Raw genomic sequence first — 16,802 nt, 5'->3', positions numbered from 1 at the left:
ATGATTAGGACTTTCACCTAATAATTCGAGTAAATAGTTAGATATATTCTACAAATATATCCCCACATTTCATGAGACTACTCAGTTATAGTGGAACGTTTCGCACCTTTCTTCAGTCCTTCGGGGCCTAATGCATAATTGCCTACTTTTTGTTCTTGAGCGGTCGTTTCTTGTGCAAATGCATGAATAGTGTTACCGGTAGTAGCAGTTATAACAGTTGCTAATGTAGCTAAAGTTAGTACTTTGAATGGAATTTTTTTCATGACTATTCTCCTTCTTTCGCTAAATGCTTATAATCTTTATGAATTCCCCAAAAACGCAATATTAAAATTTATATACTTGTTCTTCAAGGTAACTAATTACATTTTTTAATTGTCTTAATGTATCTTTTTGAGACTGCTCGTTAGTTGTATCAACATTAGTAGATAATTTTGTAATGCTATTTTTTATTAGATTTAAATCTTCTTTATAGCGCTTTAGTAGATCAAGTTCTACATCTACTTGATTTGCAAACGTATGCAAATCATTTTGTGTAAGAAGAAGCATTGATTTTTGTAAATCAGCTATTGATAATTTCGTTGTTAAATCATATATTTTTTGATTTTGTTTCTCTAAATCATCTAAATATGCTCGCTGTTCTGCTGTTAATTTATTTACTTCAGCAAAAACGCCAAATGTTTTCTTAATCTTTTCGGTATCAATGACCTTCATCAGGTCATACTCTTGTGTTTTTGCTGCGGCTGCGGCTGCTATTTCACCTTGTTTGCTTTTCTCAATTGCTTCACGAGCTGCTTTTTTTGCTGCTTCAATCTCTAGAGCAGTTTTACCTTGTTCTGTCGCTTCTTGCGCCGCTTTTTTCTCCGCTTCTAAAATAGAGTTGTTAATTTCTTTTCCTTTGTTATACGCTGCCACCCCTGCTTGAGCAGCCGGTTCAATAATTTCTTTTGAAAGACTATAAACTTCTTTGAATATAGCAAATCCCTGTTCATTTAAAGCCCCTGGTATTAATGCAATTTGCTGTAAATCATTTTGAATTGCTTTTTTGGTATTTAATATTTCATTTTTTAACTGATCTATTTTTCCTGTTCCATCTGTACTTAGTATGCCTTGCGCAGTTGCCACATTAGTATCAAAATCTTTTAATTTTTTATCAAGCTGTAATTTAAGATCTGTTAATTCATTGATTTGTCGTTGCGCATTTTCTTGATTCGTCATAGCCATTTCTTGAAGTACTTCAAGTCTATCCGAAAACCCTTCTCTATCTTCTTTATTGTCTACAAACGATTTTAATGTCGGGTAATAACTATTAAATTTTGTTACAAATCCTTTACTTTTTGAATTTAATAGAATTAACTGTGGATAGAGTTCCGATGACCATTCCTTCATATCTTGTTTGATTAGGAATTGATTGGTATTTAAAGCTGGGACTTCCTCTAGCTGTACATTAGGACTCATTAAAGATTGATCAATATACGTTTGGACTAATTTAGAATGCGCACCTAATTTTCGTAATGATGAAGAAATATCCATGTTTTCTTGTTGAGTTTCTGCTTGAACGATTGGTGTTGCGAGAGTATTGATAGGAATAGTTGCTCCAGTTACAATGGATGTTATTAAAAATCCTGTCATTATTTTAGTTTTCATTCCGTACACTCCTTTACCATTGTTTTTATAACTTAATTCATATAACTTGTACGACCGCTCTCTTTGTAAACTGGATAAGAAGGAGAAATCTTTCAGATACGTTAATATCGTTGTTTTTTACTTCTAATAGGATATAAGGATTTTATTTATCTCTCATTTCGATACTCTATTTTTTAAAATATAAATAACAAAAATTTATTAACTATATTTGAATCAGGCACCTTATGAGTAGTAAATTATTAATTCTTTCCTAAAGTTGCGGTTTAACTTACAGAATCGTGAGGATCAATAAACCAATGCTTACAGTTAATCCTGTCATAACATTGTTTAATTTCAATTTGATAATATCCCTCTTAGTTTTGTCAGCAAACTCCTTACTAGACAACAAAAGATGAAATTATACTGTACATTGCTTATACTTTTATTGCGGAATAACTTCACTTTTGTTATGCAGAAACTTAGAACACGTTTATTACCAATTTGATTCTTGACCTCTTATAAATAAATTGACTATTTAGAAAATTATCAAAGACATAATGTTACTTATAACTTCACTATAATTCCTATTAGCGTAACCTTCTCCTTTCTGTCTGGTCATACCAGTTATGTTGTTCATTAAAACATTAAATTTTTAATGCGTAAATAGAAAAATTTTGTCGATTAAGCTCGATAATTCACTGTTAAATAAAAATATGTCCCGAAAAAAATTATATAAATATAGTTATTCGTAAATTTCATTTCTGTAATTGGAATGATTACAAATTAATGTGTATACGGTTAAAAATAACTATTTTAGCTCAACCAAGAAATTTTATTTTAGAAAAAATACTTATAGAATAATATAATAGGTCTTTTTATACTTTTTTACCTTTATTTAGTTATGCATAATTGCATAACATGTAGATATATTTAGTAATATATGTTATATTATTGATTTTTTTACATAACATTCTAATATCATTATTAACAAATATCTAGTATGAAGATATTAGTCTATAAACTTGTCATCGTTATAAACATAGGTTTTAAATTACAAAAAAGCTGCAAAGCTTCCATGGAACACTTTGCAGCCTTCTGTCTTTTTATTTCCTTTAGCAAAATAACGGTTAATGTATTTTTTCAAATTAACAATATGGTACAAAGATTTCCATTGAGCTTTTGCTCACATATGTGTTTATAAAGTCTTCAAGAGCTATTTGTTTGAGCTGACGTCAGACTAGTTTATCTGATTTAGAACTATACCGATAAAGTGCAACTTTAATCAGTGGGGGTTTTGTTCATCCCCACTGATTATTAGCCCACACCAATCGGGCTTTTACGGGCAGCCCGCCCCCCCCACCTAACTTCTTTGCTTTCGCTGAATTTTTAGATGGAGGTCTTACTGCCCGGCAAATAGCGGGATAAATTCAGCACATGATTGTTATTAAAAAAATAGATATACTTTGTTTCTCCATTATTTTTCTAACTCCTAAAAATTGAAACTGTTCCGCTAACAAGATAATATCTGGTTAATCTCATACGTCTATTTGAATACAAGTTCTTTTTCTAGACAAATCACAAACTCTTTCTAGCGTAATAAGTTCAGTATTTTCATCTTTTGGGATACTTACACCCATGTTTAAGTCTTTACATTGGAGACAGTAGATAACAAACTTATATTATTGTATATTTTTCACGGTACTGCCTAGGAGTCATGCTAGTGATTTTTTTGAAAACTCTTATAAAATAACTTTGGTCATTAAAGTTAAGCCAAGCACAGATATCTGATAACGAATAAGTAGTGAGTGTTAATAATTTCTTTGCTTCTTCCACTCGTTCCCTTTGAATATATTCACTTAAAGTAATTCCCATTTCTTTTTTAAATAGTTTAGACAGATAAGTAGGCGTAATTTCTAAATGATTAGCAAGTTCATTCAGAGATATTCCATCGTAAACATTTTTATTAATATGTTTTATACATGTAGTAACCGCGTAAGAATACTTTTTTGCATTGTATTCTTTCACACGATCTGCAAAGGTACGTAAAGCGTCCCCTGATAATCGCTTTACAGATTCTACATTATCTAATTGTTCTAGGGTTTGTATATATAAAATACTATGGGCAAAAGCAATATCTGGTGGCAGATTTCCTTCTATTGCATATCGAGTGGCTAAGGTAATCGCAATAATTCCAAGGTTTTTTTGATTCCTGAGCGGATCCTCTACTAGCATAAGTTCAACATCTTCTTGCGAAACCGCATACATATACTGTATTAACTTTTTTTTATTTCCTTCTTTGATAGTCGAAAAGAAATCATTTACTAATGCCATATTGTGCGTTTTAGGTTTGTTTTGTCGACGTTTTAAAATATATAAATCAGGTTTCACATTTTTATTAGGAGTTTCCTCTAGTACTTTATTTTTTTCCAAGACAATATCTACATCTAACTTTTCATTGAAAATCATGTAATGTAATAAAATTCCCATATCAATTAATGTAGTTTTTTTAATCTCCGATAAACACTGATAATAGGCAAGTCTTTCTTGAATGTTATCATTTGATTTAAATTCTTTCTGAAATTTTATGATCATATCATCTGAATCTTTTGAATGTATAGTAGGACCGATTATAATAGTCCCTTTAATATCATCATGATTTTCTATATGAATTAGAACAAAATTTTCAAGATAGTTGTTGCTTCGAAAAAGTGGCAAGTTACAGGGATCGTTTTCTTGATAAATATCACTAAGATGTTCTTCTTTTGAAGAATAAAAAGGACTACAAACATTATCAGATGTAGAATGATATAAAATTTTTCTGTCTGCAGATAAAATATGTACAGGGGCATTAAATGCTTTATGTGCAAGATCACACAAGTGTTGTATATCGATAGAAGTATTCATTACATTCTCCTTTATAGATCCATAAAATATATTTTGTTATATATAATTCACGACAAATAATACTATAAAATATCAAATTAGTACAATTCACAACAAAATATTACTATATCTTTTTTATAAAAATCATATATTATTTAATTGTAGTTAGCATCTAAATATCAGAGTAGATACGTAAAGGAAATACACTAAGTTCTTTTCTTAATTCTACAAAATATAATTATTGAACTTGAGAAAACAGTGAAGTACTTCAAAATACAGTGGTAGTCAATGCGAGGACCAAGCTGGAAAAAGATTTAAAATAAAGCGAAAGTAACAGGAGATACTGTACCACCGCAAGAAACAACAGTCAAAGTTCCAATTCAATCATTTATACAAATTGAATTCAAAAAATAAATACTGCTAATTTAAATGTGAAACTGAAAAACTATTTTGCTCCAAATTTTAGAAAAAGATAATAAAGAAGTTGTGAAATTGGAAACAGATGAAAGCGATACGGCTATTTTTGAAGCACTATGCTTTGAAAAGTACAAGGTGGAGGAAATTCAAGTACTCAATTAAATATTTAATTGAGAGAAAGGTCTTTTCATCAACTAAAAATAAAAAACGAATGGAATATTCAAAAACATGACACTATATTACTGGTCGTAACAATAGTTTTACTTTCCACAAAAGAGGAAAAATATATAGACTTTACAAATACTAAGAATAGCAAACTAGATAGTTTTATTACCGCATCACATAAAGTGAAACTTTAATCAGTGGGGGTTTTGTTCATCCCCCACTGATTATTAGCTCTCACCAATCGGGCTTTTACGGGCAGCCCGCCCACCTAACTTCTTTGGCTTCGGCTGAATTTTGAGGTGGAGGTCTTACTGCCCGGCAAATAGCGGGATAAACTTATTATTAATTTCCAAATACAATAGTTGTTAATCAACAAAAAAACTTCAATAATTAAGGTGCACAGTAAATTGACCTCAAAACAGTAATTACTACAATATCAGTTTTTACTTATTCTATAAAAAAGAAATATCACTTAATGATTATTATTTTATATCGATTTAGACATAGAACATTTTATTATATCGGCTTAAGTAATTATGGAATTAAAATTGCGAATAACACCAAAACCCTTTTAAGGGCTCATATATCTTCCACATCTAATTTAACACCTTTCGATACCTATTCCATTAACATGACTAAAAAAGTTTATTACAAAGGAATCTGAGGAGTTTTTTCGATTTCAAATTTTATTTTTTTGTAAATTAAAGGAAAAATAATCCGTATATATACGGATTATTTTCTTAGTGTAATCTGTATTGACCTGTTAACTGTTTTTCAACCATTCGAACTAAGCGTTTTGTAATCTCTCCATCGATCCGAACCATTTGTAGATGATGATGTATCAAGTCACAGTGTTACTCCTAGTTCAAAAGCAATTTCATACTTCATTTGCTCAATAGTACTTGTAGTAGTAGAAATAAGAATTTCATTTGTATTACTTTCGTATCTTTAAATATTGATAATTGCACTTCCAATATATTTATAAATAACATGTGCCTACTTATGCTATTTATGCATAAGTAACCTAATTTCTTCTAGTATTTTTATGGGAACCCTTTCCCTCCCCTTTTTCTTTAGCTTCATCAATTTCTAACAACATAGATTTTTTATTTGTCTGCTTAATGTATTGAGTATACAACTCTGGGAATTCTTTTTGTACTTCTTTGTTTAATACTGGTTTATATTTAATCATGTAAGTAACTTGTAACAATGAGCGTTTTAACAAACTATCTTCAATGAGATACGCTACTTTATTAAATAAATGTACATATAATTGAAAATCTCTTTTTCCTTACAAATTCCTTACATTCGAAATTGTTTCTATATTGATAGGATTGAAGTAGCGTCTGTGCCCGAAAACGCAAAAAAATAGATTACCTGCACACGAAAAAGTATAGTGCACAGGTAATCTATTTGTTTTTAAGATTAACAAAAACCTAATTTATTTTTTGAATTCTTCCATCAATAACAGACTGAATTGGTTCTTTTGATTTTTTTATATAATCTACTAATGCTTCAAAATCAGTTGGTCCTGTTTCAGCATCTTTACCGTTTTTAAAAGATACAAATCCATCTCCACCTGAAGCTAAAAATGCGTTAGCAACGACGCTGTAAGTTTTAGAAGGAATGATTTCTTCTCCATTTGTTAAGCGAATACTTGTTACTTTTTCTCCATTGGGCTTGTTCGCATCCCAAGTGTATTGGATCCCTGAAATTTGAAGCATTCTTGTTATGTCTTTTTGCCATTGTTGATTTAAAATATCACGAATGTCTTGACCTGTTAAATTTACTTTTATTAATTGATTTCCGAATGGTTGAATACCATATATCTCTCCCCATGTAATATCACCAGCATCTAAGTCATTACGAATACCACCAGGATTCATAAGTGCAATTTGGGATTGCATTGTTGTACGCTGGGCATCAGCAACTAAATTTCCAAGAGTAGATTCACCAGCCGTATTGAGTTTGCGATCTAGTGGCGCAATAGACTTACCTACAACTTCATTAACAAGAGGTGCGATTTTTGCTTGATATTTCTCCATCTTCTTCTTTATTTTTTTATCAGGCTCTATGCCTTCATGATAAGTTGTAACAATTTCTGCTTTTTTCTCAACAATATCTTGTGTTTTACGATCAATCTTTACATCAACATCAGCAAAAGCCATACCATATGAATTTGCTTGTACGACAAGTTTATTATTAACAGTTCCATTTACATAAGTGTGGCTATGGCCACCAAAAATAACATCGACTTCTGGATCAGTCTCATTTGCTAATCGGACGATATCACCATTTGTTACGCCGTTCCCATCTGTTATACCTCCGTTATGTGCAAGAACAACGATAGATTTAACGCCTAGTTTTTTTAATTGCTTTACGGATTTGTTAATAGCTTCAACTTCATCTGTAATTTCTACATTCTTTAGCATAGTAGGCATAACAAGGTTAGGAACATCCGTTGTTACGACTCCGATAAATCCAACAGGAACTCCTTGTACCTTTTTTATAGTGAATGGTGGTAAAAATAAACGACCGGTGGATTTATTATAGAAATTTGCAGCAACATATGGGAATTTTGCTCCTTTAAAATTCCCTGTTTTCTCATGGTATCCACCATAAATAAGGCGGTTCATTTCTTCAACACCTTCATCAAATTCATGATTCCCTATCGTTCCAACATCGAATTTCAAATCATTTAGAAATTCAATCGTAGGTTCGTCTTGTAATAATGCTGAAACAGGAGTACTTGCTCCAACAACATCTCCAGCATGTACCTTTAATGTATTCGGATTTTGTTTTTCACGATCACGTAAATAAGCCCCTAAGTACTCAATTCCCCCTGCATCTTTATTGTTAATTTTTTTTACAGTGTCTAGTTGCCCATGAAAATCGTTAATACCGAGCATTTGTACATCTATGTAGCGGTTTGATTCTGTACTTGCTTGGGCTGAAGGCATAGCAAATACACTAGTAAAAGTAACTGTACTTAATGCTAAAGCAACTGGAATGATTTTTTTCAACATAAAATTTCTCTCCCCTAATTAAAATCTGACATAATACGATGTTATTTTAATATATTAAGAGAATTATTTCCACAAAAATTCTACCAATTATAAAAATTAATAAGATTTCATTGTTTTCTGACAAGATATTTCTTCCTCAAAAAATGTATATTTCTTTGTTTTGAGAATTATTCAAAATATTATCTTGATAGTAATATAACAATACTTCTAAGAAATCTAAAAAACTCTAATCAATATATTTTAGCTGTTAAGAAGAGTATTCAATCCAAAATTAATGGAGATTTATCAACCTAACATCTCAATATCACCATTTAAAAAGATGCTCCTGGATTTATCCAAGAGCATCTTTTATAAAGCTTTATTTTTTACTTGTTTATAATTTATCAATTAACAATTATATAGTTGTAATCAGTCATTTAAAAATAATAGGAGTGCTTCATTAAATTCTTTGGCATGCGTTGCATTTAGCCCATGTGGACCACCCTTTATTAACGTTACTTTAGAATTAGGAATTGCTTCATGTGTTAATTTCCCACTATATTCAAATGGTACAGTTGCATCAGAATCACCGTGAATAATAAGAGTAGGTATATTAAACTTCTCCAAGTCTTTTCTAAAATCTGTCTTACTAAAGGCGGTAATACAATCAAGTGTTCCTTTAGGTGATGCACTGGCTGCAATATCCCAATTATATAAACGGAATGGCTCACTAACTAAATCTGTTCGATTACCAGCTGCGAAAAATCCCTTAGTAAATTCATCAAGAAATGCAAGGCGGTCATTAATCACACCACTTTTGAACGCTTCAATTGTTGCATCATCTAATGCCCCTTCAGGATGATCCTCTGATTTGTATAAATATGGAGGTACTGCTCCAGCAAAAACAGCCTTTTCAATACGATCTGTTCCATACGTACTAATATACCGGGCTACTTCGCCTCCACCCATAGAAAAACCAACAAGTGTGACATTTTGAAGCTCTAAATGTTCTAATAATTGATGTAAATCAGAAGTAAAGGTATCATATTCATACCCTTCCCACGGCTGAGATGATTTTCCAAAACCTCGACGATCATATGTTATAACTCTGTATCCAGCCTCAACAAGAGCGGGAACTTGATATTCCCAAGATTGACCACTTAACGGCCAACCATGAATGAGTACAACTGGTTTTCCTATGCCATGATCCTCATAATATATCTCAATTGGTGCTTGATTTTCGGTTCCTACAGTAATTTTTGCCATTTTCCTACCTCCTTTAATATATATCCTTTTCTTCAATAATCCGGATGAATCTCATAACCTATTTATGCACATTTATATTGTGAACGCTAAGTATGAAACTCTATTGTTCCGATGAATTCATTTTCTGTTTATGGAACGCTTCCCCATCTCATACTTTTTTCATCACGAAGTATTTGCTGAACATTTCTCCTATTCAATTGTATTAACAAAAGTAGGTGACTATCAATATCGTTCTATCTATAGAATGTATAGGTAAAACCAATTCATTTTATAGTGAAAATAACTATAGTTACCACCTATACAAACTATAGATAATTTAGAATTGATTAACGAATCAGTTTTCAAATACTATAAATTTGTATAGCGCTTCATGTTCCGTGAATGCTGCTATAACTCATAGTAACTGTCAGTTTAGTTACAAACTAATCGTAACAAACGAAGAAATTCAGGATAATACTCCACTGTTCAAAATTTCTTCGATTACTTAATTTTTAGGAGGAATACATAATGACTGATCTCTATTCTCGTATTAACAAAGATGATGCTGTTGTGCTTTTAGTAGATCATCAAACTGGTCTTATGTCCGGACTAGTACGTGACTATGGTGTTGATGAATTCAAGAACAATGTTTTAGCTCTTGCTCATACTGCTAAGTTTTTTGATTTACCAGTTATTTTAACAACAAGTTTCGAAAACGGGCCTAATGGACCTTTAATGCAAGAATTGGTTGATCTCTTTCCTCATGCACCAAAAATAGCTCGACCTGGACAAATTAACGCATGGGATAATGATGATTTTGTAAAAGCAATCGAAGAAACTGGAAAAAAACAACTTATCATCGCAGGCGTAGTTACGGACGTTTGTGTTGCTTTCCCGGCACTTTCCGCTATAAAAGCTGGATATGAAGTATTTGCTGTTACGGATGCTTCAGGAACTTTCAGTAAACAAGTTGCAGATGCTGCCAATACTCGTATGGCACATAGTGGTGTGCAACTTATGAACTGGTTTAGCGTAGCTTGCGAATTACAACGCGATTGGCGCAACGATGTCGAAGGTTTTGGCAATTTGCTTGCTAGCAATCTTCCAGGCTATCAAAATATAATTGGAAGCTATAGGGGAGCTCAGCGAGATCTTAGTAAACAAAATGCATAAAGTGAAACTTTAATCAGTAGGGGTTTTGTTCATCCCCCACTGATTATTAGTTGAACCAATCGGGCTTTTACAGGCAGTTGATCCCCCACCTAACTTCTTTGCTTCCGCTGAATTTTGAGGTGGGGGTCTTACTGCCCGTTAATGCGGGATAAATGTATCTCAAGGAAATAGCTTTAAATCACCTTTTTTAAAGTAGATAGTATGAATTTAGTGCTGATTAAATCAGCACTAAATTTTAATTAAAAAGTATAGCAGATCTCCAATTGACAGAATATACATCACTTTCAATAAACAATTAAAAAAGGAGCGTTTTATTATGAGTAATTTAGAATTGTTAAATCCGGAGAACAGTGCATTAATTTTGATTGATTTTCAACCTCAAATGACTTTTGGAGTTGCAAGTATTGATAGACAAACATTGATTAATAACGTTATGCTACTTGCTAAATCAGCAAAAACTTTTAACGTACCTACTATTCTTACTACAGTTGAGACACGCAGCTTTTCTGGTTATTTTTGGCCACAAATTCTTGATATATTCCCAAACCATGAAATTATAGAACGCAGTTCAATGAACTCTTGGGAAGATCCAAAATTTGTTGAAGCAGTTAAAGCAACAGGTAGAAAGAAATTAATATTTGCAGCACTTTGGACTGAAGTTTGCCTTGCATTCCCTGTGCTTGAAGCAATGAAAGCTGGCTATGAAGTGTATGCAGTTGATGATGCTTCAGGTGGTACTAGTCTGACAGCACATAACGCTGCTATGCGTCGTGTAGAACAAGCTGGTGCAATTCCAGTGACAGCAATTCAAGTTTTACTTGAATACCAACGTGACTGGGCACACAAAGACACTTATGATGCTGTAATGGAAATTGTAAAGGAGCACACTGGCGCTTATGGTCAAGGAGTAGAATACGCATATACTATGGTGCACGGCGCGCTTCCAAGCAGGAAAATATGAAACAAGAAGGAGTAGCTGTCGAAGAGACTTATACAGGGAACACGATGGATGCTGCTGATCCAGTAACAACGATTGTTACATGGGAAATTCAACAAGGTAAAGAAAAACAGTTTGAAACATGGAGACATGAAATCGAAGCTGCCACTACTAAATTCCCAGGGCATTTAGGTGTAAATCTAATAGTCCCAAATAACGAATCGAGAGAGTATACTGTTATTTTTCGCTTTGATACGTATGAGCATCTACGTGCTTGGCAAGAATCAGACATTCGCCGGGATTTGTTAAAAACGGCAGAACAATTTCAAGTTACTAATCCGAGTTACAAAACTGAAAGTAGTTTGGCTTATTGGTTTGTTACTCCGAAAACGCCAGTTCCACCGCCAAAATGGAAAATGTCTATCGTTATCCTTTTGGGTGTATGGCCTCTTAGCATGTTAGTTCCTAAAGTGATAGGACCTATTATAAAACATATGAATCCTATTATGTCGGCCTTTTTTGTTTCAGTATGTATAGTGTCCTTGCTATCATGGGTAGTCATGCCGATTTTCGGTAAATTATTTCATCCATGGTTACAAAATAATAGAAAGTAGACGAGGTGTGAACATGAATTTACCGGATATGATCTTATATAACGGAAAAATTACTACCCTTGACCCTTCTCAGCCTGAGGTATCTGCTATCGCCATAACTGATGGTTTAGTCACTGCAGTAGGTGGAGATGAGCTTCTTAATAGTGCCACGGAAAAAACAAAAAAAATAGACCTTAAAAGAAAGAGAGCTATTCCAGGCCTGAATGACTCTCATATACACGTTATTCGTGGTGGTCTGCATTATAATATGGAATTACGTTGGGAAGGCGTGCCATCACTTTTTATTGCTCTAGAAATGCTCAAAGAACAGGCAAGGCGTACACCTGCTCCTCAGTGGGTAAGGGTAGTTGGAGGTTGGTCTGAATTTCAATTTAAAGAGAGACGGTTGCCAACTTTGGAAGAAATTAATGCCGTTTCTGAAGACACTCCTGTCTTTGTGCTACATCTTTACGATAGAGCACTTGTAAATCGTGCTGGGCTGCATGCACTGGGATATACAAAAGATACACCAGACCCTCCAGGCTGCTTAATTGAGCGGGACAAACGAGGTAATCCAACGGGCCTTTTAATTGCGAATCCTAACGCTTCTATTCTTTATTCAAGTTTGGGTAAAGCACCAGCACTTAATTTTGACGACCAGATTAATTCAACTCGCCATTTTATGCGCGAATTAAATAGATTAGGTATTACAAGTGCTATTGACGCAGGTGGTGGATTCCAAAATTATCCTGATGATTACAAAGTTGTTGAACATTTAGCCGAGAAGGAACAATTAACTTTGCGTATTGCTTATAATCTATTTACGCAAAATCCAAATCATGAATATGAAGACTTTGCTTCATGGGCAAAAATTGTTTCTCCAGGTCAAGGAACTGATAAGTATAAAATGAATGGTGCCGGAGAGATGTTAGTATTCTCAGCAGCCGATTTTGAAAAATTTCAAATGCCACGGCCTGAACTAGCTACGATGATGGAAGCTGACTTAAAGAAAGTAATTTCTCTATTGGTGGAAAACCGTTGGCCCTTCCGTTTACATGCAACTTATGATGAGTCAATCACACGTTTCTTAAATGTATTCGAGGAAGTTAACAGTGAAATTCCTTTTAATGGTCTACGATGGTGGTTTGATCATGCAGAAACAATCTCAGATCGTAGCATGGAACGTGTTAAGGCTTTAAATGGAGGTATTGCCATCCAAGACCGCATGGCTTTTCAAGGTGAATACTTTGTTGATTTATACGGAAAGGAAGCTGCAAAGCGTACTCCTCCGATTTATCGTATGTTAGACCTTGGTATACCTGTTGGCGCCGGTAGTGATGCAACTAGAGTTTCCAGCTATAACCCTTGGGTCGCTCTTTATTGGATGGTTGCCGGAAAAACCATTGGTGGACTTTCGATATACGATGAAAAAAATAAACTGGATAGAAAAGTAGCCCTGGAATTATATTCAAAAGGAAGTGCGTGGTTCTCTGGTGATGAAGGTAAAAAAGGAACCCTTGCAGTAGGTCAGTTTGCTGATCTTGCTGTATTGTCTGCTGACTACTTTACTGTGCCAGAAGAAGAAATCAAGAACCTTGAATCATTACTCACAATTATGGGCGGACAGGTTGTGTATGGAAATGATGAATTTAAAAATTTATCACCTGAATTGCCGCCAGCATCACCTGACTGGTCACCGACGGGCGTTTATGGTTATGGCGGTGCTAACCTAGCCAACACTATACTTTCTCACGATGCCCATGATAACAAGTTACATAGTTGCAGTAACCCTCTCCATCAACACACTCATACCGTAATAGGAAAAGATGGAACTAAATGGGGTATTGGTTGTACTTGCTTTGCTTTCTAAATCAAAACCACCGGTATAATGCCGGTGGTTTTCTTTATGCAATAAGGATATGTAAAAAGAAATAGCAGTATCTCCCTAATGGAATCTATTACTATGTGATAAAACCGAAGAGTTAATTAATTAACTTGACTTATTTTTAACAGCCTTCTCCCCTTGCAAAGTCTGCCCTTTTTTCCTTAAGTAAAAGTCAATGATATTCCCATTTGAATCGATCACACCACACATATAAAGTCAATGCCCTTTGACTGTAATTTAGCTCTTACCCCAAGGATTATGTATCATTTTTAATTCTCACACTATAATCATTATTATTTCTATTATACTAATACTTTTTCAGGATCATGTAACTTCTGCATAAAGATACGTGCTGCAAAACTTAAAAATTTATCATCAAAGTGAATAAGATTAATATCTTGCCTTGGTGTTGGATCAATAATACGAACTATGCTCAAAGTATCATTATTAACAAAGTCAACTAGTGAAAGAGGTATTATAGCAACCCCATGTCCATTGCATACAAGGCTCAATAGAGAAATGGAAGATTTTGTTTCTATATTTACTTCAGATAAAGATAGCCCTAAACTCTCACAATATATTTTAATAGTTTCACGACAACTACATGAAACCATTATTCTACTGAGCCCTACTAATTCTCTAAAAGAAACAAATGATGTTTCATTCAAAGGATGGTTTTTGGGAATGACAAGGACAAGCTCTTCGCTATACAAAAGGGTACTTGTTAATGTGTCTGGAATTTGAGCACTACGCGTGATGCCTATATCAATATTTTTATCAACGATTTGATTTACAGCAACTTCGGATTCTATAATTTTTACAACGATGTTGGGATAATGTTGTTGAAACTTCATAATATAAGGTGTTAAATAAGTGAGATCCTCTAATAAACCTCCTATAGTAATTACACCTCTTTTTACACCCTTTAATTCAAAAATTTCATTATAAACGTCATCAAATTGTTGCATGATAAATTTTCCTTTATCAAATAGCAGCTTACCCGCTTCTGTCATTTTGATACCTCTTCCAACTCGATGAAACAAAGGTGTATCAAGTTCACCTTCTAACACACGGATTTGTTGACTTAAAGTCGGCTGTGAAATACCTAGAACTTCCGCAGCTTTAGTAAAACTATTATTATTACAAACTTGAATAAAGTACTCTAAATGACGTAATTCCATTCTTGATACCCACTCCCACTCTCCGCTTTATGAAAGATTTATAATGAAAAGGACAATATGTATACGTTATGCATAACAACTATCTTTCCTACTATATCAATTGCAATTACATAATTTCTTTATTTTGTACTACAATACATTTACTACTATTTATTAATTTTCCCTCCTATTTATTTAATTTATATTTAATTAGGATATTACTAAACAGAAATAACATCTAAAAACTTACACTTTCTGTGCGTAATATCCTAACTTTTTCAACTGTTTACTTATCATTTTTTCTCAATATAGTCCAAACTACCAAATATTTGCCGAATCCCCTCTTTATGCTGCGGAAAAATTAGTGTCACCAATTCAATACTTTCTGAAATAATTGATGCATACGTGACACGGCGGTCTTTAGGACATGGTTTCACCTCTTCTTTTCCAACCTATCCACTACATACGTGATACAAAAACTTGCAAGTAATATTTTGTCCCCAATTTTTTTATAGGCTGATCAGCTTTACTGTATAGTAGCTCAAGCACTGCAAATTCAGTTGCATTAAGTCCATAAATTTTTAGATCCTTTTCAATAAGTTTAGTGATTGGCTGTAATTCCCTTGATAATATAACAATTAACTTTAAAGATAAGCTCTCATCGTTAATCACGCTCACAATTACCAATCCTTTACAAATTACCTTGAATTCGAGATTTATTATATTATCGTCAAAATATTATGTCAATCATTCATTTTAGCTTTATCAAGCCACTTATAATTTATTTCTCAACATAAGACATATGGAATCGTTAGAAAATAACTGTTAATATATAGATATCTCAATTACGTTATTTTTTAGAGGGCTTGTTGTCTAGCGCAAGCTCTCTTTTTTCATAGTCTAAATGGAATTCGGACACATTTTATATGGTGAGTTTTGCCCTCTTTTAGCGATAGAGACAAAAAATCTGGTTGTGATGTAAAAACTTCAAAATAACCGCAAATAATCTATAAAAATCAGACATATTAATGAATACGCATTCAAGCGAATCCGGTCTGTTTAAATTTGATTATAGAACTATTTCTCTGTGGCAAAATAAAGCAGCGCTATGGTCAGAAAAGCGATTCCGATCCACAATGCTACACTCCATCCTCCGAAAAAGGATCCAACAGCAACACCCAAAAAGAAAATAGACATGAATAATCCATTTAAGCGACTACGAACTTCTGGTTGCAAAGAGAAAATCAAACGTTGACTTAAAACTGGAAGAGGAATATCGCACTCGATGTTTCCAGCCCCGTCGACTGCAAGCAAAGCAACTTCTAGAGAAGGGAATTCAAAGAGGAGAATTGAAAGAAAACCTTGATATTGAATTATCCATCGATCTCATTTACGGACCAACTTATCACCGGTTGCTAGTAACCGGTGATAAGTTGGATGATTCCTATGTACATCACTTGGTAACAAGCGCATTCGATGGAATACGATTAACATGAATAACATTCGAAAAAAGAATTAAATGCGCCTTCCTCATATACGAATAAAATTTCGCTTAACTTAATAAATAAAATATCTAATTATTTAAGCAGATGTATATGAATCGGTCCCCCACATACATCTGCTTAAGAGTTGAGAATTACCCTAAATGAATGAACATGCAAAAAAATTTATTCTGAGGATTTTACGATATTTTATTTAATCGAAATGTGACATAAC

The 16,802-nt window shown here is 33.4% G+C and carries 10 protein-coding genes and 6 pseudogenes; 6 read left to right on the top strand and 10 right to left on the bottom strand.

The features are described from left to right. Window positions 1-107: 107 nt before the first annotated feature. The 3 genes and pseudogenes from ACS2CR_RS17270 to ACS2CR_RS17260 form a co-directional block, all read right to left on the bottom strand. Window positions 108-263: pseudogene (locus tag ACS2CR_RS17270) on the bottom strand (hemolysin BL lytic component L1); the annotation flags it as partial. A 61-nt stretch (window positions 264-324) separates the two neighbouring features. Next, window positions 325-1,644, bottom strand: coding sequence for a hemolytic enterotoxin HBL lytic component L2 (gene hblC, locus ACS2CR_RS17265; protein ID WP_000850227.1), 1,320 nt, complete (start codon window positions 1,642-1,644; stop codon window positions 325-327). A gap of 1,653 nt (window positions 1,645-3,297) precedes the next feature. Continuing rightward, entirely contained in the window at window positions 3,298-4,527 is a 1,230-nt protein-coding gene (locus ACS2CR_RS17260; RefSeq protein WP_001097905.1) for a helix-turn-helix domain-containing protein, read from the bottom strand. Between the two features lie 429 nt (window positions 4,528-4,956). Between ACS2CR_RS17260 and ACS2CR_RS17255 the strand changes: the two genes are divergently transcribed. Then, window positions 4,957-5,085 (top strand): hypothetical protein, encoded by a 129-nt coding sequence (locus ACS2CR_RS17255; RefSeq protein WP_000939299.1) that lies wholly within the window; start codon window positions 4,957-4,959, stop codon window positions 5,083-5,085. A 743-nt stretch (window positions 5,086-5,828) separates the two neighbouring features. Here the strand turns inward: ACS2CR_RS17255 and ACS2CR_RS17250 are convergent. From ACS2CR_RS17250 to ACS2CR_RS17235, 4 genes and pseudogenes are all read right to left on the bottom strand, one after another. After that, a pseudogene (locus tag ACS2CR_RS17250) lies at window positions 5,829-6,012 on the bottom strand (small, acid-soluble spore protein, alpha/beta type). Between the two features lie 142 nt (window positions 6,013-6,154). After that, window positions 6,155-6,358 (bottom strand): annotated as a pseudogene (locus ACS2CR_RS17245) (nucleotide excision repair endonuclease); the annotation flags it as partial. A gap of 166 nt (window positions 6,359-6,524) precedes the next feature. Beyond that, window positions 6,525-8,114: a bifunctional metallophosphatase/5'-nucleotidase gene (locus tag ACS2CR_RS17240; protein WP_000913792.1), complete on the bottom strand. Its 1,590-nt coding sequence runs from the start codon at window positions 8,112-8,114 to the stop codon at window positions 6,525-6,527. A 408-nt stretch (window positions 8,115-8,522) separates the two neighbouring features. Next, a complete protein-coding gene (locus ACS2CR_RS17235; RefSeq protein WP_001074302.1) occupies window positions 8,523-9,359 on the bottom strand; it encodes a bromoperoxidase in 837 nt (278 codons plus the stop codon). Window positions 9,360-9,866: 507 nt separating this feature from the next. On the opposite strand from ACS2CR_RS17235, the gene ycaC reads away from it, so the two are divergent. The 4 genes from ycaC to ACS2CR_RS17215 all read left to right on the top strand — a co-directional run bounded on the left by ycaC (window position 9,867) and on the right by ACS2CR_RS17215 (window position 13,911). Next, entirely contained in the window at window positions 9,867-10,511 is a 645-nt protein-coding gene (gene ycaC, locus ACS2CR_RS17230) for an isochorismate family cysteine hydrolase YcaC (RefSeq protein WP_000131214.1), read from the top strand. Window positions 10,512-10,827: 316 nt separating this feature from the next. Then, window positions 10,828-11,472: a hydrolase gene (locus tag ACS2CR_RS17225; RefSeq protein WP_000067163.1), complete on the top strand. Its 645-nt coding sequence runs from the start codon at window positions 10,828-10,830 to the stop codon at window positions 11,470-11,472. Further along, the gene (locus tag ACS2CR_RS17220) at window positions 11,469-12,062 is read left to right on the top strand and encodes an antibiotic biosynthesis monooxygenase (protein ID WP_153602494.1); all 594 of its coding nucleotides are present in this window, start codon (window positions 11,469-11,471) and stop codon (window positions 12,060-12,062) included. Before ACS2CR_RS17225 ends, ACS2CR_RS17220 begins: the two co-directional genes overlap by 4 nt. 13 nt (window positions 12,063-12,075) lie before the next feature. Then, window positions 12,076-13,911, top strand: a complete 1,836-nt coding sequence (locus ACS2CR_RS17215; protein WP_001052852.1) for an amidohydrolase — start codon at window positions 12,076-12,078, stop codon at window positions 13,909-13,911. Window positions 13,912-14,228: 317 nt separating this feature from the next. Here the strand turns inward: ACS2CR_RS17215 and ACS2CR_RS17210 are convergent, their stop codons facing one another. The 3 genes and pseudogenes from ACS2CR_RS17210 to ACS2CR_RS17200 all read right to left on the bottom strand — a co-directional run. After that, a complete protein-coding gene (locus ACS2CR_RS17210) occupies window positions 14,229-15,107 on the bottom strand; it encodes a LysR family transcriptional regulator (protein ID WP_000423200.1) in 879 nt (292 codons plus the stop codon). A gap of 225 nt (window positions 15,108-15,332) precedes the next feature. Beyond that, window positions 15,333-15,764: pseudogene (locus tag ACS2CR_RS17205) on the bottom strand (MarR family winged helix-turn-helix transcriptional regulator). A 399-nt stretch (window positions 15,765-16,163) separates the two neighbouring features. After that, a pseudogene (locus ACS2CR_RS17200) lies at window positions 16,164-16,349 on the bottom strand (MFS transporter); the annotation flags it as partial. On the opposite strand from ACS2CR_RS17200, the pseudogene ACS2CR_RS17195 reads away from it, so the two are divergent. Next, window positions 16,340-16,582, top strand: a pseudogene (locus tag ACS2CR_RS17195) (TetR-like C-terminal domain-containing protein); the annotation flags it as partial. The pseudogenes ACS2CR_RS17200 and ACS2CR_RS17195 overlap by 10 nt on opposite strands. Window positions 16,583-16,802 lie beyond the last annotated feature (220 nt).

It is taken from the genome of Bacillus cereus group sp. BceL291 (assembly GCF_051776705.1).
Lineage (GTDB): Bacteria > Bacillota > Bacilli > Bacillales > Bacillaceae_G > Bacillus_A > Bacillus_A cereus.
Note: the sequence above shows the minus strand (reverse complement) of the source record. Positions and strands in the feature narration are given on the sequence as shown.

Excerpts from the sequence above, each read along its gene's own strand:
- hblC (WP_000850227.1), bottom strand. The coding sequence starts at position 1,644 with ATGAAAACTAAAATAATGACAGGATTTTTAATAACATCCATTGTAACT.
- ACS2CR_RS17260 (WP_001097905.1), bottom strand. The coding sequence starts at position 4,527 with ATGAATACTTCTATCGATATACAACACTTGTGTGATCTTGCACATAAA.
- ACS2CR_RS17240 (WP_000913792.1), bottom strand. The coding sequence starts at position 8,114 with ATGTTGAAAAAAATCATTCCAGTTGCTTTAGCATTAAGTACAGTTACT.
- ACS2CR_RS17235 (WP_001074302.1), bottom strand. The coding sequence starts at position 9,359 with ATGGCAAAAATTACTGTAGGAACCGAAAATCAAGCACCAATTGAGATA.
- ycaC (WP_000131214.1), top strand. The coding sequence starts at position 9,867 with ATGACTGATCTCTATTCTCGTATTAACAAAGATGATGCTGTTGTGCTT.
- ACS2CR_RS17225 (WP_000067163.1), top strand. The coding sequence starts at position 10,828 with ATGAGTAATTTAGAATTGTTAAATCCGGAGAACAGTGCATTAATTTTG.
- ACS2CR_RS17220 (WP_153602494.1), top strand. The coding sequence starts at position 11,469 with ATGAAACAAGAAGGAGTAGCTGTCGAAGAGACTTATACAGGGAACACG.
- ACS2CR_RS17215 (WP_001052852.1), top strand. The coding sequence starts at position 12,076 with ATGAATTTACCGGATATGATCTTATATAACGGAAAAATTACTACCCTT.
- ACS2CR_RS17210 (WP_000423200.1), bottom strand. The coding sequence starts at position 15,107 with ATGGAATTACGTCATTTAGAGTACTTTATTCAAGTTTGTAATAATAAT.